Source organism: Saccharopolyspora mangrovi, assembly GCF_035320975.1.
Lineage (GTDB): Bacteria > Actinomycetota > Actinomycetes > Mycobacteriales > Pseudonocardiaceae > Saccharopolyspora > Saccharopolyspora mangrovi.
Genome location: NZ_JAWLNX010000045.1, coordinates 1 through 20346 on the forward strand (window position 1 = coordinate 1; position 20346 = coordinate 20346).

The 20346-nt window shown below is 70.5% G+C and carries 18 protein-coding genes; 5 read left to right on the forward strand and 13 right to left on the reverse strand.

Features of this window, described 5'->3' with window-relative positions; all coding sequences use genetic code 11:
- Positions 1 to 201: 201 nt before the first annotated feature.
- Both R4I43_RS33780 and R4I43_RS33785 read right to left on the reverse strand, forming a co-directional pair.
- Positions 202 to 519 (reverse strand): putative quinol monooxygenase, encoded by a 318-nt coding sequence (locus R4I43_RS33780; protein WP_324269801.1) that lies wholly within the window; start codon positions 517 to 519, stop codon positions 202 to 204.
- A gap of 20 nt (positions 520 to 539) precedes the next feature.
- Complete coding sequence (locus R4I43_RS33785) at positions 540 to 1562, reverse strand: LacI family DNA-binding transcriptional regulator (protein ID WP_324269802.1); 1023 nt, start codon at positions 1560 to 1562, stop codon at positions 540 to 542.
- 131 nt (positions 1563 to 1693) lie between these two features.
- Here R4I43_RS33785 and R4I43_RS33790 point away from each other — a divergent pair, with 131 nt between their 5' ends.
- Complete coding sequence (locus R4I43_RS33790) at positions 1694 to 3031, forward strand: NAD(P)H-dependent oxidoreductase (protein ID WP_324269803.1); 1338 nt, start codon at positions 1694 to 1696, stop codon at positions 3029 to 3031.
- On the forward strand, positions 3028 to 3912 hold the full coding sequence (locus R4I43_RS33795; protein WP_324269804.1) for an NAD(P)-dependent oxidoreductase: 885 nt from the start codon (positions 3028 to 3030) through the stop codon (positions 3910 to 3912). The genes R4I43_RS33790 and R4I43_RS33795 overlap by 4 nt, the downstream gene beginning before the upstream one ends.
- Positions 3913 to 4049: 137 nt before the next feature.
- Here R4I43_RS33795 and R4I43_RS33800 read toward each other — a convergent pair whose 3' ends face one another.
- The 4 genes from R4I43_RS33800 to R4I43_RS33815 form a co-directional block, all read right to left on the reverse strand.
- Positions 4050 to 5072, reverse strand: a complete 1023-nt coding sequence (locus R4I43_RS33800) for a Gfo/Idh/MocA family protein (RefSeq protein ID WP_324269805.1) — start codon at positions 5070 to 5072, stop codon at positions 4050 to 4052.
- A gap of 25 nt (positions 5073 to 5097) precedes the next feature.
- Positions 5098 to 5964, reverse strand: a complete 867-nt coding sequence (locus R4I43_RS33805) for a sugar phosphate isomerase/epimerase family protein (RefSeq protein WP_324269806.1) — start codon at positions 5962 to 5964, stop codon at positions 5098 to 5100.
- A gap of 17 nt (positions 5965 to 5981) precedes the next feature.
- Positions 5982 to 7397 (reverse strand): sugar porter family MFS transporter, encoded by a 1416-nt coding sequence (locus tag R4I43_RS33810; protein WP_324269807.1) that lies wholly within the window; start codon positions 7395 to 7397, stop codon positions 5982 to 5984.
- 62 nt (positions 7398 to 7459) lie between these two features.
- On the reverse strand, positions 7460 to 8410 hold the full coding sequence (locus R4I43_RS33815) for a TIM barrel protein (protein ID WP_324269808.1): 951 nt from the start codon (positions 8408 to 8410) through the stop codon (positions 7460 to 7462).
- A 181-nt stretch (positions 8411 to 8591) separates the two neighbouring features.
- On the opposite strand from R4I43_RS33815, the gene R4I43_RS33820 reads away from it, so the two are divergent.
- Entirely contained in the window at positions 8592 to 9620 is a 1029-nt protein-coding gene (locus tag R4I43_RS33820; protein ID WP_324269809.1) for a LacI family DNA-binding transcriptional regulator, read from the forward strand.
- Positions 9621 to 9803: 183 nt separating this feature from the next.
- Here R4I43_RS33820 and R4I43_RS33825 read toward each other — a convergent pair whose 3' ends face one another.
- Genes R4I43_RS33825 through iolC form a run of 5 tightly spaced genes read right to left on the reverse strand, consistent with a single transcriptional unit; the run spans position 9804 to position 15937 of the window.
- Positions 9804 to 11297, reverse strand: a complete 1494-nt coding sequence (locus tag R4I43_RS33825) for a CoA-acylating methylmalonate-semialdehyde dehydrogenase (protein ID WP_324269810.1) — start codon at positions 11295 to 11297, stop codon at positions 9804 to 9806.
- Positions 11298 to 11306: 9 nt separating this feature from the next.
- A complete protein-coding gene (iolD, locus tag R4I43_RS33830) occupies positions 11307 to 13169 on the reverse strand; it encodes a 3D-(3,5/4)-trihydroxycyclohexane-1,2-dione acylhydrolase (decyclizing) (protein WP_324269811.1) in 1863 nt (620 codons plus the stop codon).
- Positions 13166 to 14062, reverse strand: coding sequence for a 5-deoxy-glucuronate isomerase (iolB, locus tag R4I43_RS33835; RefSeq protein ID WP_324269812.1), 897 nt, complete (start codon positions 14060 to 14062; stop codon positions 13166 to 13168). The genes iolD and iolB overlap by 4 nt, the downstream gene beginning before the upstream one ends.
- A gap of 10 nt (positions 14063 to 14072) precedes the next feature.
- Positions 14073 to 14954 (reverse strand): Cgl0159 family (beta/alpha)8-fold protein, encoded by an 882-nt coding sequence (locus tag R4I43_RS33840; RefSeq protein ID WP_324269817.1) that lies wholly within the window; start codon positions 14952 to 14954, stop codon positions 14073 to 14075.
- Positions 14955 to 14977: 23 nt separating this feature from the next.
- On the reverse strand, positions 14978 to 15937 hold the full coding sequence (gene iolC / locus R4I43_RS33845; protein WP_324269813.1) for a 5-dehydro-2-deoxygluconokinase: 960 nt from the start codon (positions 15935 to 15937) through the stop codon (positions 14978 to 14980).
- 154 nt (positions 15938 to 16091) lie between these two features.
- Here iolC and R4I43_RS33850 point away from each other — a divergent pair, with 154 nt between their 5' ends.
- Both R4I43_RS33850 and R4I43_RS33855 read left to right on the forward strand, forming a co-directional pair.
- Positions 16092 to 16862: a GntR family transcriptional regulator gene (locus R4I43_RS33850; RefSeq protein WP_324269818.1), complete on the forward strand. Its 771-nt coding sequence runs from the start codon at positions 16092 to 16094 to the stop codon at positions 16860 to 16862.
- Between the two features lie 112 nt (positions 16863 to 16974).
- Positions 16975 to 17628 (forward strand): GntR family transcriptional regulator, encoded by a 654-nt coding sequence (locus tag R4I43_RS33855; RefSeq protein WP_324269814.1) that lies wholly within the window; start codon positions 16975 to 16977, stop codon positions 17626 to 17628.
- Positions 17629 to 17694: 66 nt separating this feature from the next.
- Here the strand turns inward: R4I43_RS33855 and R4I43_RS33860 are convergent, their stop codons facing one another.
- Together R4I43_RS33860 and R4I43_RS33865 are read right to left on the reverse strand one after the other, a co-directional pair.
- Positions 17695 to 18414: an aspartate/glutamate racemase family protein gene (locus R4I43_RS33860; RefSeq protein ID WP_324269815.1), complete on the reverse strand. Its 720-nt coding sequence runs from the start codon at positions 18412 to 18414 to the stop codon at positions 17695 to 17697.
- A 37-nt stretch (positions 18415 to 18451) separates the two neighbouring features.
- Positions 18452 to 19933 (reverse strand): NCS1 family nucleobase:cation symporter-1, encoded by a 1482-nt coding sequence (locus tag R4I43_RS33865; protein ID WP_324269816.1) that lies wholly within the window; start codon positions 19931 to 19933, stop codon positions 18452 to 18454.
- Positions 19934 to 20346 lie beyond the last annotated feature (413 nt).

Genomic DNA, 20346 nt, shown 5'->3' on the forward strand with positions numbered 1-20346 from the left:
CCTGACCGGACGCTGGCAAGCACTACGCCACTTCACCACCAGCCCCCGCAAAATCGGCCGCATCGTCCAAGCAGCACTCGTACTCACCCACCACGAACACGGCCGCCTGACCTAACCCCTACTGAGAACACCTCAATGGAATTCGGGGTTCCGATTTCAATGGAAATCAGAACCCCGAATTCAGCGGAAGTCGTGCTCGGGTCAGAGTTGTCCCTTGGTCTGGTGTCCGCACGGCAGTGCTGACATCGTCACCACCTCCGGGGGCGACTGGAGCAGTTCGGCCGCCTCGGCGTTGAGGCGGGCGACGGCGTCGGCGCGCTGGTGGGCGGCCAGGAGTTCGCGGGATTCCCACTTCTCGATGAGCACCAGGGTGTCCCCACCCGCCTCGTGGAGGGCGTAGAGCAGGCAACCGGCCTCCTCGTGCACGTCCGGGATCACCGACTCCAGGACCGCTCCCAGCGCTGCACGCTGTCCCGGAACGGGGTGGAAAACCGCGGTGACGACGACTTCTTGCGACATTGCGCTCCTCTCGGTGGCGCCTACCCCGTCCGGGGTGCGGCGGTGCTCGAACGTTCCAGGAACTCCGCCGCCACGCGCACCCGGCGCGGGCTCGGCGGCAGCTTCTGCCGCATCCGCGCGTGCACCAGGTCCACCGAGTGCAGCGCGAGCATGTCGATGGGTTGGCGGACCGCGGTCAGCGGCGGCCGGATCAGCTCGGTCCACGGGTTGTCGTCGAAGACCACCAGCGACAGGTCGTCCGGGATGGACACCCGACTCTGGGCGAGCATCCGCAGCACGACCCGGACCTGAGCGGTGTTGGCCACGACCACCGCCGTCGGCGGTTCGTCCAACGCCAGCATCTGGGCCATCACGTCGGCACCGCTCTCGCCTCGGAACGGAACCGGGCGCACCAAGCGCTCATCCCGGGCGACGCCGCGTTCGGCCAGCGCCCGTTCGTAACCGCGGACGCGCTCGCTCCCGGTGGTCGTGTCCAGCGGACCCGGGACGAACCCGATGCGCCGATGACCGCGGTCGAGCAGGTGCCCGGTCGCGGTGGCCGCCGATTCGACGTTCTCGATGCTGACGACGTCGACCTGGTCCAGCCCTTCGATGGCCCGGTCGACGAAGACCACGGGCATCTCCAGGTTCGCGAGCTTGTCCCAGTGCTCGACGTTGTGGCCGGTGGGCGTGCCGATCACGCCACCGACCGAGCGGTCCAGCAGCGTGCGCAGGGCCTGCTCCTCCAGGTGCGGGTCCTCCTGGGTGGTCATCAGCACGACTTGCAGCTCGCGGGAACGCGCTTCGGCGACGACGCGGTCGGCCAGGCGGGCGAAGAACGGGTTCGCCAGATCGGCGAGCAGCAGACCGACGGTGTCGGGTCGGTCCTGGCTCAGCTGGCGGGCAGCGGCCTTCGGCCGGTAGCCGAGTTCCTCGATCGCCTCCAGAACCTGGGCGCGCTTGGCCGGCGCCACCGGGCCGGTGTCGTTGAGGACGCGCGAAACCACGGACACCGACACGCCCGCGCGTGCCGCGACGTCTCGAATGGTCGCCGCCTTCTTCATCGCGTCTCCTCTCCGAACTGCGTCGGACCCTAATCGACGGCCGGGTGCAGCGATCCGGGCGTTGACGCCCGTGAAACCGCAGTGGTACAAAACTGGAACCGTTACCACATGCTATCAGCTGGGAGTTTCCGGTGAACTTGCACGATTTGCTGCTGGCCCGCGAGAACGACGGCAACCCGATCCGCGTCGGCGTCATCGGCGCAGGCCGGTACGGCACGATGTTCCTCGCCCAGGTCCGGAACACCCCCGGCATCCGGGTCTCGGCCATCGCGGACATCAACCTGGACCGGGCCCGGCAGGCCTTGAAGCTGGTCGACTGGCCGCAGGACGCGGCCACCGACGACGTGGACGAGGCGGTCTCGTCCGGCCGCACGGCCGTGGTCGCCGACGCCGCCGCGCTCTTCCGCGACGACATCGACGTGATCGTGGAAGCCACCGGCAATCCGATCGCAGGTGCGTCACACGCCTTGCGCGCCTTCGACTCCCGGCAGCACGTGATCATGGTGACGGTCGAGTGCGACGCCCTGGCCGGTCCGGCTCTGGCCAAGCGGGCGGCCGAACGCGGGCTGGTGTACTCGATGGCCTACGGCGACCAGCCAGCGCTGATCATGGAGCTGGTGGACTGGGCGCGCACCTCGGGCTTCGACGTGGTGTGCGCGGGCAAGGGCGCCAAGTACCTCCCCCACTACCACGAGATGAACCCCGACAACGTCTGGGAGCACTGGGAGTTCTCCCGGGAGCTCACGGATTCCGGGCAGCTCAACCCCTACATGCACACCGCCTTCCGGGACGGCACGAAGGCGGCCATCGAGATGGCGGCCGTCGCCAACGCGGCCGGGCTGACTCCCTCCGACGACGGGCTGACGTTCACGCCCGGCGACCTCGAGGAGATCGCCACCGTCTGCCGCCCGAAGGACGTCGGCGGCGTGCTGGCGCACGAGGGTTCGGTGGACGTGATGTCGAGCGTGACCCGCGACGGCGAGTGGATCCCGCACAACACCCAGGAAGGCGTGTTCGTCGTGGTCAAGGCCACCAACGACTACGTCTCCGGTTGCTTCGCCGAGTACCCGTGGCACCCGGACCCGTCCCAGCGCTACGCCGCGCTCTACCGCCCCTACCACTACGTCGGTCTCGAACTGGGGATCTCCATCGCCAACGCCGTGCTGCGCGGCGTGCCGACCGGTGCGCCCAAGGGGTTCTTCGGTGACGTGGTCGCCACCGCGAAGAAGGACCTGCGCGCCGGTGAGGAGCTCGACGGCGAGGGCGGCTACTCGGTGTGGGGCAAGCTCATCTCGGCGCGCGCATCGGTGGAACGCGGCGCGCTGCCGATCGCGCTGGCGCACCACGTGCGACTGCGCCGCGACATCCCGAAGGGCACCACCCCGACCCTGGAGGACGTCGAACTCGACGAGCGTTTCGATCAAGTGCTGGAACTGCGCCGCGAAACCGTGGAGCTGCTCGGCCGATGATTCCCTCCGGTGGGGTGTCGCTGCTCGGGCTCGGTCCGATGGGCGAACCGATGGCCGTCAACTTGATCCGCGAACTGGGCTCGCTGACCGTGTGGAACCGGACGCCCGAACGCGCTGAGCGGGTCGTCTCGCTCGGTGCCCGGCGAGCCACCTCGCCCGCCGAGGCCGCCGCCGGTGTCGTGCTCACCGTGCTGCCGGATCTGCCGCAGGTCGAGGCGCTGCTGCCGGGTCCGGACGGGCTGCTGGCCGGGTGGCGCAGCAACGGCGTCGAACGCCCGGTGCTGGTCGTGCACGGCACCGTGTCCCCGGTGGCGTTGCGGGAGTTCGCCGCCCGACTCGCCGCCGAACGCGGCGTTCGGGTCGTGGACGCACCGATGAGCGGCGGCGTTCCCGGAGCCGAACGCGGCGAGCTCAGCCTGATGGTCGGCGGCGATCAGCCCACCGTCGACTCGCTGCGGCCGGTTTTCGACGCCGTGGCGCGGACGACGGTGCGGATGGGCGAGGCGGGATCCGGGCAGCTCGCCAAGGCGTGCAACCAGATCGTGGTCGCGGGGACGATCGCCGCGCTCTGCGAGGCGCTCACCCTGGCGGAGCTGCACGGCTTGTCCCGGGCCGACCTGGTGACCGCGCTGGGCGACGGCCTGGCCGGATCGGAGGTGCTGCGGCAGAAGGCCGAGCGGTGGCTGACCGCGGACTACAGCGGCGGTGGCAGCGCCCGCAACCAGCTCAAGGACCTCGTCTTCGCCCGCGACGCGGCCGACGACGCCGGAGCGCCCTCCGACGTCGTCGACCTGGTCCTCTCCCAGTTCGACCGCATGGTCCGCGCCGGCGACGGCGATCTCGACCACTCCGGCCTGCTCCGGACCATCACCCGCCCCTGACCCGCTCAGGACCTCCGGACCTCCGGGAAGGCGGACGGGCGCCGGCCACGTGACGGGATTTCAATGGAACTCAGGACCCTGATTTCCATTGAAATCCCGTCCACGACTTCCATTGAAATCTGATGGGGTGAGGTGGGTCAGGGGGTGTAGAAGTCGGGGCGTTCGGCGAGGTCTACTTCTGCTGTGGTTCCCGTGGTCTGGGCTTGGACTCCTGCTTCGCAGGCGGCTGCTGCGGCGTAGCCGTCCCAGGTGGTGGCTGCGGTGGGGTCGGTGCGGCCCTGGTGGGCGGCGTCGGCCCAGCGCTGGAACTCGCGGTCGAAGGCGGCGCCGAAGCGGTCCCGGAAGTCGTCGCTGATCGTGCCGCCCCAGCTGCCCGAGCGGTGCACGAGCGGGCCACCGTCGGCGCCGATGAGCGCGGTGCCGCGCTCGCCGACGGCCTCGCAGCGGACCTGGTAGCCGAACCCGCAGTTGACGAAGATCTCGACGTCGACCAGTGCGCCGCAGGTGGTTTCGAGGGTGACCAGTTGCGGGTCCCGCAGCCCGTCCGGGGCCGCCGAGCTCGTCCTCGGGGCGCGGACGCTCACCGCCGCGATCTCGCTGCAGAGCAGCCAGCGGGCGGTGTCGAACTCGTGCACCACCGAGTCGTAGATCATCATCTCGCTGGTGAAACCGGGTGGTGTCGCGGCGTTGCGGTGCGCGCAGTGCAGCATCAGCGGCGCGCCCAGCTCGCCGGCGTCGAGCAGCCGCTTGAGCTCGGCGTACTCGGCGTCGAAGCGGCGCATGAACCCGACCTGCACCAGGTGCTCGCCGCGGGCTTCCTCGGCTTCCACCACGCGCAGCGAGGACTTCGGGTCCGGCGTCAGCGGCTTCTCGCACAGCACCGGCACACCGCGCTCGATCGCCGCGAGCAGCAGCGGTTCGTGCACCGAGCCGGGCGAGGCGATCACCAGGGCGTCCACGGCCGAGTCGTCGATCACCTCGAAGGCATCGGCCGTGGCGCGGGCGCCGAAGCCACCCGCGACCTGCTGCGCCCGGTCCAGGTCGGGGTCGGCGACCGCGGCCAGCCGCGCCCCGCTGATGCGCTCGTGGATCCGCAGCGCGTGGTCGGCACCCATCCTGCCCGCGCCGATGAGTCCGACGCGGAGTTGCTGTTCCTGCAAGGGTTTTCCCTTCCTCTGGTGGGCTTCAGCGCTTGAGCTCGCGGGTGATCCGCTCGAGCATGAACGTCGACGACTCCACGGCGCGGTCCTCCCAGGCGAACACGCACGCGGTGGCGATGCCGTCGAAGTTCATCTCGCGCAACGTCGAGAAGAACGCGTCCCAGTCGACCTCGCCCTGGCCGACGTCCAGGTGCTGGTGGATGCGCGCAGGCGTGCCCGGCGGGTTGAGGATGTAGCGCAGCCCGGAGGACGCCTTGTGGTTGAAGGTGTCGGCGATGTGGACGTGGGTGAGCTTGTCGCCGGCGTAGCGCAGCATCGCGGGGATGTCCGCACCGGTGCCCTCGCCGGAGAGGTGGAAGGTGTGCGGTGCGCAGTACAGGTAGTTCACCCAGGGCTCGTTGATGGCCCGCACCAGGTCCACCGCAGGCGTGTTGACCTCGCAGAAGTCGTCCGGGTGGGCCTCCAGGTTCAGCGCGATCCCCTCGCGCTCGAACACCGGCAGCAGCTCCTCCATCGACCGCCAGAACGCGGCCTCGCTCTCGGCCTCGCGTTCCGGGCGGCCGTTGAACTCGGAGTTCATCTGGGTGCAGCCGAGTTCGGCGGTCACCTCGATCATGCGCTTCCAGTAGCGCACCGCCGCCTGGCGCTCGGTCTCGTCCGGGCCCGACCAGCGGTACAGCGGCAGCACGCTGGCCAGCTGCACCCCGGTCTCGCGCAGCGCGGACTTGAGCTCGTCCACCCGCGCGTCGTCGGCACGCGGGTGGACGAAGAACGGCATGAAGTCGTCGCGCGGGGACAGCTCGATGTGCTCGTACCCGATGTCGGCGACGGTGCGCACCATCTCCCGGATCGGGAGCGCGCGGAACATGTGCGGATCGATCGCGATCTTCATCAGCATTCCTCAGCGGTTCAGGAGTAGCGGGCGCGCAGTTCGGCTTCCAGCGTTTCCAGGGAGCGCCCGCGGGTTTCCGGCACGAACTTGGCCACGAACGCGATGGCCAGCACCCCGACCGCCACGAACACCAGGAACGTGGTCGCGATGCCCAGCGCGTCGACCAGGATCGGGAAGGTCAGCCCGACGGCGAAGTTCGCCGCCCACAAGGTGAGGCTGGCCAGGCCGAAGGCGAAACCGCGCATCTTCAGCGGGAAGATCTCCGAGAGCATCAGCCAGGTGACCGGCGAGGTCGCCCCCTGCTGGAACGCCAGGAAGGTCACGGTCAACGCCAGCACCAGCACGCCGCGCAGCAGGCCTTCGGGCACCGTCATCGACACCACCGCGACCAGCAGCAGCGCGGTGGCCGTGCCCGCCTGACCGATCAGCAGCATCGGCCTGCGGTTGATCCGGCCGAGCAGGTAGATGCCGACGAAGGTGGCCAGCACCGAGATCACGCCGTTGGCGATGTTGGCGACGATGGCCCCGTTGGCCGAGAATCCCGAGCTCTTCAGGATCTGCGTGCCGTAGTACATGATCGTGTTCACGCCGCTGACCTGCTGCACCACGGCGATGCCGATGCCGACCACCAGCAGCCGCCGCACCCACGGCACCTTCAGGTCGGCCCATCCCCCGGCTCGCTGCTGCCGGTCCTGCTCGGCCAGCCGCTGGACCTCGGCGAGCTCGGACTCGGCGCGCTGCGCGGTGCGGACCTGCCGCAGCACCTCCAGGGCTTCGCCGAGCCGCCCCCGGGAGGCCAGCCAGCGCGGGCTCTCCGGCATCACCAGCATCCCGAACCACAGCACCACGGCCGGCAGCGAGGCGATGACCAGCATGTAGCGCCAGACGTGCGCGGATTCGCCGAGCGCCCCGGCGATCGCGGCGTTGAAGGTGAACGCCGCGAGCTGGCCGCTGACGATCATCAGCTCGTTCTGCGTGACCAGCCGGCCGCGCCGCTCCGCGGGCGAGACCTCGGCGAGGTAGGTCGGCACCGTGACCGAGGCGCCGCCCACCGCCAGGCCGAGCACGAATCGGGCGACGACCATGAACGTGGCGCTGGGCGCGAACGTGCAGGCCAGCGCACCGACGAGGAAGATCCCGGCGAGCCACAAGATGGTGCGCCGCCGCCCTCGCACGTCGGCCAGCCTGCCCGCCAGGAAGGCGCCGATCGCCGCGCCGAACAGCAGCGAGCTGGTCACCAGGCCTTCGGTGAGCGGGGTCAGGCCCAGGTCGGCCTGCATGTACGGCAGGGCGCCGTTGATGACGCCGGTGTCGTAGCCGAACAGCAGGCCGCCGAAGGTCGCCACGACGGTGATGACCTTCAACCTGCGGGACTGCGCGCCGGTACTGGGTTCGGCTGCGGGAGCGGGCACGTCGCTGTGCACTTCGGACATTCGAACGGTCTCCTTCGTGGAGCGCCCCGGGCGGGCGCGCTGCGGATCCCCAGGGGTGGTGGTCACCGGACCTGCGGGCGCCGGGTTCCGCTCAGGCCGCATCCGCCGAGGTACTCGCGGGTGCGCACGGCGATGGGCATCGGGACGTCCGGGGCGCACGGGTAGAGGTCCTGCTCGACGATCACGAACAGCTCGGCGTCCAAGGTGGACAGCTCGCGCACGATCTCGTCCGGGTTCGGCACGCCCGCCGGGGGTTCGACGCACACGCCGCGCTTGACGGCCTCGCCGAACGACAGCTCCTCGGCGGAGACCTGCGCGAGTACCTCGGGGTCCATCTGCTTGATGTGCACGTAGCCGATGCGCTCGGCGAACCGCCTGATCAGGTCGAGGTTGTCGCCGCCGCCGTACGCGACGTGCCCGGTGTCCAGGCACAGCTGGGCGTAGCGGGAGTCGGTGGCGTCGAGGAAGCGCTCGATCTCGGGCTGGGTCTGGATGTGGCTGTCGGCGTGCGGGTGCAGGCACAGCCGGACGTCGTGCTCCTCCAGCAGGATCTTGCCGAGCTCGTCGGCCGCCGCGCCGAGCGCGCGCCACTGGTCGGCGCTCAGCTGCGGGGATTCGGTGAACGCACCGGTCTTCTCGTCCCGGAACATCGGCGGGATGAACACCAGGTGGTGCGCGCCGACGGCGGCGGTCAGCTCGGCGACCTTGCTCACCTCGGCGAGCATCTGCTCCCACTCCTCGGGCCGGTGCAGCGCGCCGAAGGTGGTGCCGCCGGAGACCTGCAGGCCCCGGGAGCCGACCTCGTCGGCGAGCCGCTGCGGGTCCAGCGGCAGGTAGCCGGGCGGGCCGAGTTCCAGCCAGCGGTAGCCGGATTCGGCGAGCTCGTCGAGGAAGCGGGTGTAGGGGACCTGGTGCTCGTCCTCGGGGAACCACACCCCCCAGGAGTCGGGGGCCGAGCCCAGGCAGAGGTTTCCCGCCACGGTTCGCGGGGTGGTCTCGGGCGTCGCTGTCATCGAACCCTCCTCGGTCCGGCGTGCTCGCCGGTAGGTCTCGATCGCCGGAATCGGCGAGAGGTCAGTCCTGGCGCACTCGACTAGCGCGCTCTAGTCTCGAACACTATGTTGGCCGTCACATCCATATGTCAAGACGTTCTGCCAAACTCGTCGAACTCTCGAATGGGGCAGGATCAGCGACGTGATCGACGAAACCGCACGTCCTGACGGCACCGGCGCCCGTCGGCCGACGATGACCGACGTCGCCCGCGCCGCAGGGGTTTCCCGCGCGCTGGTCTCGCTGGTGTTCCGCAACAAGCCGGGCGCGGGCGAGGAGACCAGGCAGCGCGTGCTGCAGGCCGCTGACCGGCTCGGCTACCGCCCGGACACCGCGGCCCGCATGCTGGCCAGCCACCGCAGCCGCACGCTCGGCGTCATGCTCACCGTGCACCAGCCGTTCCAGGCCGACCTCGTCGAAGCCATCTACCCGGAAGCCGAGCGGATCGGCTACGAGGTGCTGCTGTCGGCCACCGCGCCGTCCCGCGACGAGGCGAAAGCGGTGGAGGCGCTGCTCAGCCACCGCTGCGAGGCGCTGGTCCTGCTCGGCCCGCGCGCCGAGGCGGGCCAGCTCGACGAGCTGGGCGGCCGGGCCCTGGTCACGGCCATCAACGCGCGCGAGGACGCCACCCGGATCGACAACGTGCGCACCGCCGACGAAGCGGGCGTCCGGCAAGCCGTGGACCACCTCGTCGACCTCGGCCATCGCGAGATCGTGCACGTCGACGGCGGCGACGAGCCCGGATCAGCCGAACGGCGCGCGGCCTACCGGAAGGCGATGGACGCCCGGGGCCTCGGCGAACGCGCGCGGGTCCTGCCCGGCGCGCACACCGAGCGGGCCGGGCAGGACGCCGCCCTCAGGCTGCTCGACGAGGCCGAGCTGCCCACGGCCGTGCTGGCGAGCAACGACCGCTGCGCGCTGGGCCTGCTGCGCGCGTTCGCGCTGGGCGGCGTGGACGTCCCGGAGGAGATCTCCATCGTCGGCTACGACGACAGCCACGTCTCGCACCTGGCCCCGGTCGCCCTCACCACGATCCGCCAGGACGCCGAGCAGATGGCCAAGCACGCCGTCCGCCTCGCGGTCGAACGACTCGAAGACCCCGCACGAACCCCGCAGGAGGTGGTGCTGGACCCCAAGCTGGTCTCCCGAGGCAGCACCGCACCCCCGCGCTGAGGGCTCGAAACCTGTTCCTCAACTCCGTTTGCGTGGCGGTGCGGGTAGCGGAACCTGAGACGCCGCCTGGACTCCGTGCGCCACTCCTGACGTGTAGCCAATACACGGCGTCGCGGCGTACTCGCCAGACGACGTCTCAGAACCCGCGGCAGTGCCAGTGCTCCGCAACCTGCAGAGGGCATTTCAGCTGTTGCTGGGGAAGCCCAGGTCGACTCCGCCGTCGCTGGGGTCGGGCCAGCGGGTGGTGATGACCTTGCCCCGGGTGTAGAAGTGCACGCCATCGTTGCCGTAGATGTGGTGGTCGCCGAACAGCGAGTCCTTCCAGCCGCCGAAGGAGTGGTAGCCCACCGGCACCGGGATCGGCACGTTCACGCCGACCATGCCGGCGCGCACCTCCAGCTGGAAGCGCCGGGCCGCCCCGCCGTCGCGGGTGAAGATGGCGGTGCCGTTGCCCCAGCGGGACCGGTTGATCAGCTCCAGCGCCTCCTGGTAGTTCTCCGCGCGCACGACCGCCAGGACCGGCCCGAAGATCTCGTCGGCGTAGACGTCCATGTCCGGGGTGACCCGGTCGACGAGGCTGACCCCGGTGAAGAACCCGCCCTCGTGGCCTTCGACGACCATCCCGGTGCCGTCGACCACGACCTCGGCGCCCTGCTCGCGGGCCCGGGGCACGTAGGAGGCGACCGTGTCGCGGTGCTCGGCGGTGATCAGCGGTCCCATCTCGGAGGCCGGGTCGTCGCCCGGCCCGATGGTCAGCGCGCGGGCGCGCTCGGCGATCTTGCCGACGAGCTCGTCGCCGATCGGGTCGACGGCCACGACCACCGACACCGCCATGCAGCGCTCCCCCGCGCTGCCGTACGCGGCCGAGACCGCGGCGTCGGCGGCCTGGTCCAGGTCGGCGTCGGGGAGCACGAGCATGTGGTTCTTCGCCCCGCCGAGGGCCTGCACCCGCTTGCCGTGCGCGCTCGCGGTGTCGTGGACGTGCTTGGCGATCGGGGTGGATCCGACGAAGCTGACCGCGTCGACGTCCGGGTGCTCCAGCAGCCGGTCCACGGCGGTCTTGTCGCCGTGCACGACGTTGAGGACGCCGTCCGGCACACCCGCCTCGTGGGCGAGCTCCACCAGCCGCAGCGTCGCCGACGGGTCCTTCTCGCTCGGCTTGAGCACGAAGGTGTTCCCGCAGGCCAGGGCTACCGGGAACATCCACATCGGCACCATCGCCGGGAAGTTGAACGGGGTGATGCCGGCGACCACGCCGACCGGCTGGCGGAGGGACTCCACGTCCACGCGGGTGGAGACCTGGGTGGAGGTCTCGCCCTTGAGCAGCTGCGGGATGCCGCAGGCCAGCTCGACGATCTCCAGGCCGCGCGCGACCTCGCCGAGCGCGTCGGAGTGCACCTTGCCGTGCTCAACGGTGATCAGCTTCGCGATCTCGTCGCGGTGGGCGTGGACCAGTTCCCGGTAGCGGAACATGATCTGGGTGCGCTTGGCCAGCGAGGCGGTGCCCCAGGACTCGAACGCCTTGGCCGCCGCCGAGATCGCGGTGTCCACTTCGGGCACCGAGGCGAGCGGGACCTGCCCGGTGACCTCGCCGGTGGCGGGGTTGGTGACCGCGCCGTGGCGGCCGGAGCTGCCGTCGGCGTGCTTGCCGTCGATGAAGTGCTGGATGGTCTTCACTGCTTCCTCTCACAGGTGGTGGCGGCGCGCGGCCACCTGGTCCTCGTAGCGCTTGCGGGCTTCGCGGGTGGATTCACGGGTGGCGACCTCGGCGACCGGCACGTCCCACCACGCCTCGGGCGGCAGTTGCGCCTTGGCCGGGTCGGTTTCGACGTGGACCGCCGTCGGGCGGGGGTTCTCGCGGGCGTCGCGGAGGGCCTGGCGCAGCTCGTCGTTGGTCTCGGCGCGCAGGACCCGCATGCCCAGGCTCGCTGCGTTGGCGGCGAGGTCCACCGGCAGCGGTTCGCCGGTGAAGGTGCCCTCGCCGGTGCGGTAGCGGTAGGCGGTGCCGAAGCGCTCGCCACCGACCTTCTCCGACAGGCCGCCGATCGAGGCGTAGCCGTGGTTCTGCACCAGCACCAGGTTGATCTTGATGCCTTCCTGCACGGCGGTGACCAGCTCGGTCGGCATCATCAAGTAGGTCCCGTCGCCGACCAGCGCGAACACCTCGCGCGACGGATCGGCCAGCCGGGCGCCGATCGCGGCCGGGATCTCGTAGCCCATGCAGGAGTAGCCGTACTCGACGTGGTACTGCTGCGGATCCTTGGCGCGCCACAGCTTGTTGAGGTCCTCGGGCATCGACCCGGCAGCGTTGATGACCACGTCCCGCTCGCCGAGGACCTCCTCGAGCGCGCCGATGACCTCGGCCTGACCCGGGCGTTCGGCACCGGATCCGCGCGTGACCGAGTCGACGACCTCCGCCCAGCGGCGGGCCCCGGCCCTGGACCGCTCGACGTGCTCGTCGGGCGCGCGGTGGCCGGACAGGGCCTGCGACAGCTGCCGCAGGGTGGTGCGCGCGTCGCCGATCACCGGGGTGGCGGCCTGCTTGTGCGCGTCGATCGAAGCGATGTTGACGTTGACGAACCGCACCTGCGGGTTCGCGAACAGCGTGCGCGAGGCCGTGGTGAAGTCCGAGTAGCGGGTCCCGACACCGATGATCAGGTCGGCGTCGCGGGCCAGGTCGTCGGACACCTCGGTGCCGGTGTGCCCGATCGAACCCATCGCGCACGGGTGGTCGTGGCGCAGCGAACCCCGGCCCGCCTGCGTCTCGGCCACCGGGATCCCGGTGCGCTCGGCGAGTTCGGCCAGCTCCCGCTCCGCGCCGCTGTGGTGCACTCCCCCGCCAGCGATGATCAGCGGCCGGCGCGCGCCTCGGATCGCCTCGACGGCGTCCGACACCGACTCCGGGTCGGCGACCGGGCGGTGCACCCGCCAGACCCGCTCGGCGAAGAACTCCTCCGGCCAGTCGAACGCCTCGGCCTGCACGTCCTGCGGCAGCGCCAGGGTCACCGCGCCGGTCTCCACCGGGTCGGTGAGCACCCGCATCGCCTCCAGCGCCGAGGGCATCAGCGCCTCCGGCCGCCAGATCCGGTCGAAGTAGCGCGAGACCGGGCGCAGGCAGTCGTTGACCGAAACATCGCGCGCGTGCGGCACTTCCAGCTGCTGCAGCACCGGGTCGGCCGGACGGGTGGCGAAGACGTCACCCGGCAGCAGCAGCACCGGCAGGTGGTTGATGGTGGCCAGCGCAGCGCCGGTGACCAGGTTCGTCGCGCCCGGGCCGATGGAGGTGGTCACCGCGTAGGTCGACATCCGGTTGCGCTGGCGGGCGAACCCGACCGCCGCGTGCACCATCGACTGCTCGTTGCGCCCCTGCAGGTAGGGCATCCGGTCACCGGACTCCAGCAGCGCCTGGCCGATCCCGGCGACGTTGCCGTGCCCGAAGATGCCCCAGCAGCCCTCCACCAGCCGCTGCCGCACCCCGTCGCGCTCGGTGCGCTGGTTGGCCAGGAACTCCACCAGCGCCTGGGCGACGGTCAGCCTCCGCGTCGTCATCGTGCCTCCACTTCGGACGGAGCCTGGTAGAACGGGAGCCGGGCGTCGACCGGCTGGTCGGCCCAGGTGCCGCGCACCCACGCGTGCGCGGGGTCGTCGCAGATCAGCCAGGCGCGGTCCGGCGAGGGACCGGCCATGACGTTGAGGTAGTACATGTCGTAACCGGGCACCGCCATCGACGGGCCGTGCCAGCCGTCCGGGATCAGCACCACGTCACCGCTGCGCACCTCGGCGAGCACGTCGGTGGCGCTGTCCGGGCCCGACGGGTAGACGCGCTGGTAGCCCACGCCCGGGGTGCCGTGGGAGTCGGCGATCTCGAAGTAGTAGATCTCCTCCAGCCGCGACTCGCCCTCGCGGTCCTCGTCGTGCTTGTGCGGCGGGAAGGAAGACCAGTTGCCCGCCGGGGTCAGCACCTCCACCGCGATCAGCCGATCGGCCTCGAAGACGTGCGCCGCGCCGAAGTTGTTGACCTGCCTGCTGGCCTGGCCCGCGCCCCGCAGCTCCACCGGCACGCCCGAGGCGGGGCCGTAGCGCGCGGGCAGCCGGTTCTCGCAGCGCGCGCCGGTGAGCGCGAACCGCCCGCCGCCGCTGCTGTCCACCCGCACCGAGGCGTCCCGGGGCGCGTAGGCGAAATCGGTGACGCCGTCGAACACGCTCGCGCGACCGGCCAGCTCGAACGTCTCGCCGTCGCAGGACACCGAGCAGGAACCGTTGAGCGGCAGCACGATCCACTCGCTGTCGCCGGTGTCGAACTCGTGCGACCCGCCCGCGGCCAGCTCCAGCACCCGCAGCGAGGAGTACCCCCAACCGGCCGTCGCCGGGTCGACGGAGGTGCGGTAGCCGTCCCGCGCCGATTCCCCGTCCGCGAGGTGGAATCCCTTGTTGCTCACCACTTCTCCCCTCCTACAGCAGGGCGACCGCGGCGTCGACCGCGCCCGCGACGTCGTCGTCGTGCGGGTAGAGCAGGCTCCGGCCTACGACCAGCCCGCGCACGTTGGGCAGTTGCAGCGCCTTGTGCCAGCGCTCCTGGGTTGCCTCCGGGTCGTCGGGCACCTCCCCGCCCAGCAGCACCGTCGGCAGCGTGGTGGCCTCCAGAGCCCGGCCGATCTCGTCGAGCTCGTCGACCACCGGCACCTTCAGCCAGGTGTAGGCCGAGGTGCCGCCCAGCCCGGAGGCGATCGCGATCGAGCGCGCCACCGCCTCGGCCGACAGGTCGTTGCGCACCTTGCCCTCGACCCGCCGGGACAGGAAGGGCTCGACCATCGCGATCAGCCCGCGCTCGGCGAGCTCGTTGACGGCGTCGGCCGCGCCCTGCATGGTGTTCAGCGATCCCGGGTCGTCGAGGTCCAGCCGCATCAGCAGCTTCCCCGCGTCGAAGCGCATCCGGTGCAGGTCCTCGGCGCGGTGGCCGGTGAACCGGTCGTCGAGCTCGAACGACGAGCCCGCCAGACCGCCGCGGTTCATCGAGCCGATGACGACCTTGTTCTCCAGCGCGCCGAGCAGCAGCAGGTCCTCCAGCACGTCGGCGGTGCCCAGCACCCCGTCCACGCCTGGGCGTTGCAGCGCGGTGCACAGCCGGTCGAGCATGTCGGCGCGGTTGGCCATCGCCAGCGGGTTCCCGCCCGCGGACAGCGCGCCGCGCGCGGGGTGGTCGGCGGCGACGATCATCATGCGGCCGGACTCGCCCAGTAGCGGCCGTCTCGCGCGCAGCGCGGCGGCTTCGGCGATGGCCTCGGGTCGCGTCGCGCGCGCCTCGAGCAGTTCGGTGATGTTCAGCGGTGACACCCGGATCTCACTTTCCGCCGCGCTCACGCGCGCAGCGCCGCGTTCGTGGACAGCGTCTCCTCGACCTCGTGGGCGTAGGGCATCGCCGAGGAGCACGCGAGGCGGCCGGCGACCAGAGCACCGGCCGCGTTGGCGAACCGCATGGTGCGTTCCAGCGGCCAGCCGTGCAGCAGCCCGTGGCAGAGCGCGCCGCCGAAGGCGTCGCCGGCCCCCAGGCCGTTGACGACCTCGACCGGCACCGGCGGCGCCACCGTCTTCTCCTCGCGCGTGCGGGCGAGGACGCCGTTCGGGCCCTGCTTGACCACCGCCAGCTCCACGCCGCGCTCCAGCAGCCGTTCCGCGGCGTCCTCGGGATCGCGGGTGCCGACAGCGGTCTCGACCTCGTCGAGGTTGCCGACCGCGACGGTGACGTGGGCGAGCGCCTCCTGGTACCAGCGGCGCGCCTCGTCCTGGTCCGGCCAGAACATCGGCCGCCAGTCGAGGTCGAAGACCGCGGTGCCGCGCTTGTCGCGGTGGCGCAGCGCCGCGAGCGTCGCCGAGCGGCTCGGCTCCTCGGCCAGCCCGGTGCCGGTCATCCAGAAGATGCGGGCGTCGGCGATGGCGTCGAGGTCCAGCTCGTCCTGGTAGATCTCCAGGTCGGGGGCCTTGGGGCGGCGGTAGAAGTACAGCGGGAAGTCGTCCGGCGGGAACAGCTCGCAGAAGGTGACCGGGGTCGGGTACTGCTCGACGGAGCTCACCCACCGGTCGTCGACGTCGAAGCCGCGCAGCGCCTGGTGGACGTACTCGCCGAACGGGTCGGCCCCGGTGCGGCTGATGACCGCGCTGCGGTGGCCGAGGCGGGCCGAGGCGACGGCCACGTTGGTGGCGGTGCCACCGAGGTACTTGCCGAACGTCTCCACCTGCGGCAGCGGAACCCCGGTCTGCAGCGGGTAGATGTCGACCCCGATCCGACCCATCGTGATCACATCGAACCGATCGCTCATCGCACTTGCCCTCCATCGGGACGCGGCCGCTCGCGGCGGCCGGAGCACGGACCCCCTTTGTCTACGTGCGCGCCACACCGGTGTCAATAGTTTGTCAGCACATACGGACTTATTTACGTCGTGTGTTCTTGCTATCGTGGGCAGCGTGACCGCCATGCGACACCGATCCCAGGAACCCCGGTGGGATCCAGCCAGGCAGATCTCGGTCGACCACCACAGCCCCGTCCCGCTGTACTTCCAGGTGGCGAGCCAGATCGAGGAGGCCATCGCCTCCGGAGCGCTGCCCGTGGGCGCGCGCCTGGACAACGAGATCGAGCTGGCGGGCAACCTGGGGCTGTCCCGCCCGACCATCCGGCAGGCCATCGGCTCGCTGGTCGACAAGGGGCTCGTGGTCCGCAAGCGCGGCGCGGGCACCCAGGTCGTGTTCAACCGCGTCAAGCGCTCGCTGGAGCTGAGCAGCCTCTACGACGACCTCAGCGGCATCGACCAGCACCCCACGACGCGCGTGCTGGTCAACGAGATCTGCCACCCGCCCGAGGAAGCCGCCCGCGCGCTGGGACTGTCCGAACAGGACGAGGTGCTGCACCTGGAACGGGTCCGCTTCGCGCGCGGCGAGCCGATCGCCCGGCTGCGCAACTACCTGCCCGCCTCGCTGATCACCCCGACCGACCAGGAGCTGACCGACCGCGGCCTCTACCAGCTGCTGCGCGCGGCGGGCATCCACCTGCACGCGGCCCAGCAGACCATCGGCGCCCGCACCGCCACCGACGACGAGGCCGAACTCCTCGACGAGCCCGCCGGTGCCGCGCTGCTGACGATGCAGCGCATCACCCACGACCACACCGGCACCATCGTCGAGTACGGCACCCACGTCTACCGGGCCTCCCGCTACTCCTTCGACCTCACCCTCCGCGGCGACACCTGAGCTGGGGTGCGCGAGCGTCCCGGCACGGCCAGGGCAACCCACCGAATGACGCAACGCGCTGGGCATGATGCACACTCGTCGGGATGCCGATGACCGGGAAGGGCTTGTTGTTGTGACCGAAGTGCCCGAGGGTGAGTCGCGCGTTCCGCTGCGCGACCAGGTCCACGACGAGCTGCAGGCCCGCATCAGCGACGGGCGGCTGCGCCCCGGCGACCGGATCTTCGAGCAGGAGCTGGCCATCGAGTTCGGCGTGTCCCGCGTCCCGGTGCGCGAGGCCATCCGGATGCTGCAGAGCGCGGGCATGGTCGAGGTCCGGCCGCGTCGGCGCGGCGTGTTCGTGCGCAGCCTGGACCGCCAGCAGTTGGAGGAGCTCTTCGACGTCCGCGAGGCCCTCGAGGCGCTGGCCGCCAAGCTCGCCGCCGAGCGCAGCGACTCCGCCGACGTCGAGCACCTCGGCGAGCTGACCACCCGCGCCCGGCAGGCGCTGGACTCCGCCGACACCGACGCGATGTCCGAGGCCAACACGGGTTTCCACGACAAGCTCGTCGCCATGTCCCGCAACGAGCTGCTGGGCTCGATGCTCGAACCGCTGCACGGCAGGCTGGCCGCCCTGTTCCGGCTGAACCTGGAACCGGAACGGGTGTGCGCCGAGCACGAGGCTCTCTACGCCGCCATAGCGTCCGGGGACCCCGAGCGGGCCTCGGAAGTCGCCCGCAAGCACGTGCGCGCGAGCCGGGAGATGGTCCTCGAACGCATGGTGCACTGACGGCCGAGCGACCGCCGACGTGAAAAAGCCGGACCCCAGTCGTCGGGGCCCGGCTTCGTCGTCACGTCAGGCGGGTGGCCAGTTGGTCATCTGCTTCGGGCGCGGTGGCGCGTAGGTGCGCACCTTCGAGGTCTTCAGACCGAGGCGGACCAGGGATTCGGCGATGGTCACCGCCGCCGTCACCCCGTCGATCACCGGGACACCGGTGCGCGCCACGACGCGCTCGGCGAGTCCGGCCATGCCGCCGCAGCCCAGGCAGATGGCCTCCGCGCGGTCGTCGCGCACCGCGCGGACCGCCTGCTCGGCGATGGCGTCCACGGCGGCCTGCGGGTCGCGTTCCAGGTCCAGCACGGCCAGGCCGCTCGCGCGCACCGACGCGCAGCGGTCGCTGAGACCGGCGGCGCGCAACCGGTCCTCGATCAGCGGGACCGTGCGGTCGAGGCTGGTCACCACCGAGTAGGTGCGGCCCACGAACTGCGCGGTGCTCGCCGCGGCCTCGGTGATGTCCACGACCGGGACGTCGAGGAGCTCCTGCAGCCCTTCCCTGCCGTGCTCGCCGTAGCCGGCCTGGATGACGGCGTCGAACGGTTCCGGGTAGGCCCGCACGGTCTCCATCACGGCGATCGCCGCGAGGTAGCTCTCGTAGTTGCCCTCCACCGACTCGGCGCCGAAAGACGGTGTCAGCGGGACGATCTCGGTACCGGGAGCCGCGACCGAGGCGGCCTGCTCACCGATGGAATCGGTGATGGACTTGGTCGTGTTGACGTTCACGACGAGGATGCGCATGAATTCGACTTTCTCCGAAAGAGCTTGATGCGGCCGATCACTCGGACGCGACGGCGATGGCCTCGCCGTCCACGTCCTGCGCGTCGGGCCTGCGGTCGGCGATGACCGCGTAGATGATCGCGCCCAGGATCGCGCCGATGAACCAGGAGAACCCGCCGACGGCGCTGAAGGCGGGCACCAGCGCCAGCACCACGGCGATCGCCGCGGCCGGGATGAACGCCCAGACGGCCTTGGGGTTGTACCCGCGCGTGTAGTGGTACTCGCCGTTGACGTCCTCGGTGTAGAGCTCGGGCACGTTCACCCGGGTCTTCCGGATCAGCCAGTAGTCGGCCATGATCACGCCGAACAGCGGGCCGAGCAGCGCACCGAGACCACCGAGGAAGTAGTTCACCACCACCGGGCTGTCGTAGAGGTTCCACGGCAGGATGACCAGGCCGATCACCGCGCTGACCAGGCCCGCCCGGCGGAAGTTCAGCTGCTTCGGGAAGAGGTTGACCAGCACGTAGATCGGTGCGACGAAGTTGGCCAGCAGGTTCACCGCGATCGTCAGCACGATCAGCGCGAGCGAGGCCAGCCCCAGCAGGTAGGTGTTGGGGATCGTCTGCACGATGTCGGTCGGGCTGGTGATGACCCGGCCGTTGATCTTGAACTGGGCGCCGCTGAGGACGACCACGATGCCGGCGAAGAACAGCATGTTGACCGGGATTCCGATCAGGTTGCCCAGCACGATCGACTGGCGGCTCTTGGCGGAGCGGGTGAAGTCGCAGAAGTTGAGCACGAAGGTGCCGTAGATGACCACCCACAGCGCGGCGCCCTGCAGGATCTGCAGCCACATCGCGCCGCCGGTGAGCGGCTGCGCGGTGGACATCGAGATCGAGAAGTCCGCGCGGGCGAACATCCAGGCGGCCAGTCCCAGCATGGCGATCAGCGTGGTCGGTGCGGCCACCGCCATGTACCTGCGGATGACGTGCATGCCGTAGCTGACGATGAGGACCTGGATCGCCCACAGCGCGAGGAAGGTGATCCAGCCGAGCAGCGAAAGCCCCAGCACGGACTGGTCTTCCAGGGGCTTGAGGCCGGGGAACACCGCCACCAGCAGCGCGTCGAGCACCGATGAGGCGAGGTAGGTCTGGATGCCGAACCAGGCGATGGCCACGATCCCGCGCACCGCGGCCGGGATCTGCGCGCCCTTGGTGCCGAAGGCGATGCGGCTCATCACCGGGAACGGCACGCCCGCCTTGTGCCCCATGTAGCCCGACATGGTCAGCAGCAGGAACAGCAGCGCGGAGGCCAGCACGAACGCGGCCAGGATGCCCCAGACGTTGAGCCCCAGCGCGAAAAGGCCGATCGCGAAAGCGTAGTTGCCGAGGCTGTGCACGTCGTTGGCCCACAGCGTGAAGACGTTGTAGGCGCCCCAGCGGCGCCCGTCCTTCTTCGTGGGAGCGAGGTCGTAGCTGTAGAGCCGCTCGCTCGAGGCGTGAGGGATGTCCACACCGGACTGGTCGTTCGTGGCAGTCATCTAGCCGCCTCCAAAGCCTCACTCCGCAACGCTGCGGGGGTGGATGAGCTTCCGCGATGCGAAAGTATACGTGCGAGTTGGAAAGACCGTAAGCGGTGTTCATGGCGCCGTCAACAGTCAGGCCATCACGAAATCGGTGTGATCTCGTCCGCCCCCCGGGCTCTTCCGCGATGGGCCGAGGTTGCTTATCCTGCTCCTCAACCCCGGTTTTGTATACATGGATTTTGCAGGTCACGGGCTTGCATCGGAGCCGGTGGGCCCGTCGAGGAGGAGCTAGCTTGAACTCGCCGTCGTACTTCGCGCCTGCCGGTGGACTGCCGCCGCAGACCGATCTGCTCACCGACCGGGCCGTGGTCACCGAGGCCTACACCGTGATCCCGCGCGGGGTGCTGCGCGACATCGTCACCAGCAAC

What these genes read in the sequence shown, in the direction of transcription:
- R4I43_RS33780 (WP_324269801.1), bottom strand. Translation starts at nt 519, where the DNA reads ATGTCGCAAGAAGTCGTCGTCACCGCGGTTTTCCACCCCGTTCCGGGA.
- R4I43_RS33785 (WP_324269802.1), bottom strand. Translation starts at nt 1,562, where the DNA reads ATGAAGAAGGCGGCGACCATTCGAGACGTCGCGGCACGCGCGGGCGTG.
- R4I43_RS33795 (WP_324269804.1), top strand. Translation starts at nt 3,028, where the DNA reads ATGATTCCCTCCGGTGGGGTGTCGCTGCTCGGGCTCGGTCCGATGGGC.
- R4I43_RS33805 (WP_324269806.1), bottom strand. Translation starts at nt 5,964, where the DNA reads ATGAAGATCGCGATCGATCCGCACATGTTCCGCGCGCTCCCGATCCGG.
- R4I43_RS33810 (WP_324269807.1), bottom strand. Translation starts at nt 7,397, where the DNA reads ATGTCCGAAGTGCACAGCGACGTGCCCGCTCCCGCAGCCGAACCCAGT.
- R4I43_RS33815 (WP_324269808.1), bottom strand. Translation starts at nt 8,410, where the DNA reads ATGACAGCGACGCCCGAGACCACCCCGCGAACCGTGGCGGGAAACCTC.
- iolD (WP_324269811.1), bottom strand. Translation starts at nt 13,169, where the DNA reads ATGACGACGCGGAGGCTGACCGTCGCCCAGGCGCTGGTGGAGTTCCTG.
- iolC (WP_324269813.1), bottom strand. Translation starts at nt 15,937, where the DNA reads ATGAGCGATCGGTTCGATGTGATCACGATGGGTCGGATCGGGGTCGAC.
- R4I43_RS33850 (WP_324269818.1), top strand. Translation starts at nt 16,092, where the DNA reads ATGCGACACCGATCCCAGGAACCCCGGTGGGATCCAGCCAGGCAGATC.
- R4I43_RS33860 (WP_324269815.1), bottom strand. Translation starts at nt 18,414, where the DNA reads ATGCGCATCCTCGTCGTGAACGTCAACACGACCAAGTCCATCACCGAT.
- R4I43_RS33865 (WP_324269816.1), bottom strand. Translation starts at nt 19,933, where the DNA reads ATGACTGCCACGAACGACCAGTCCGGTGTGGACATCCCTCACGCCTCG.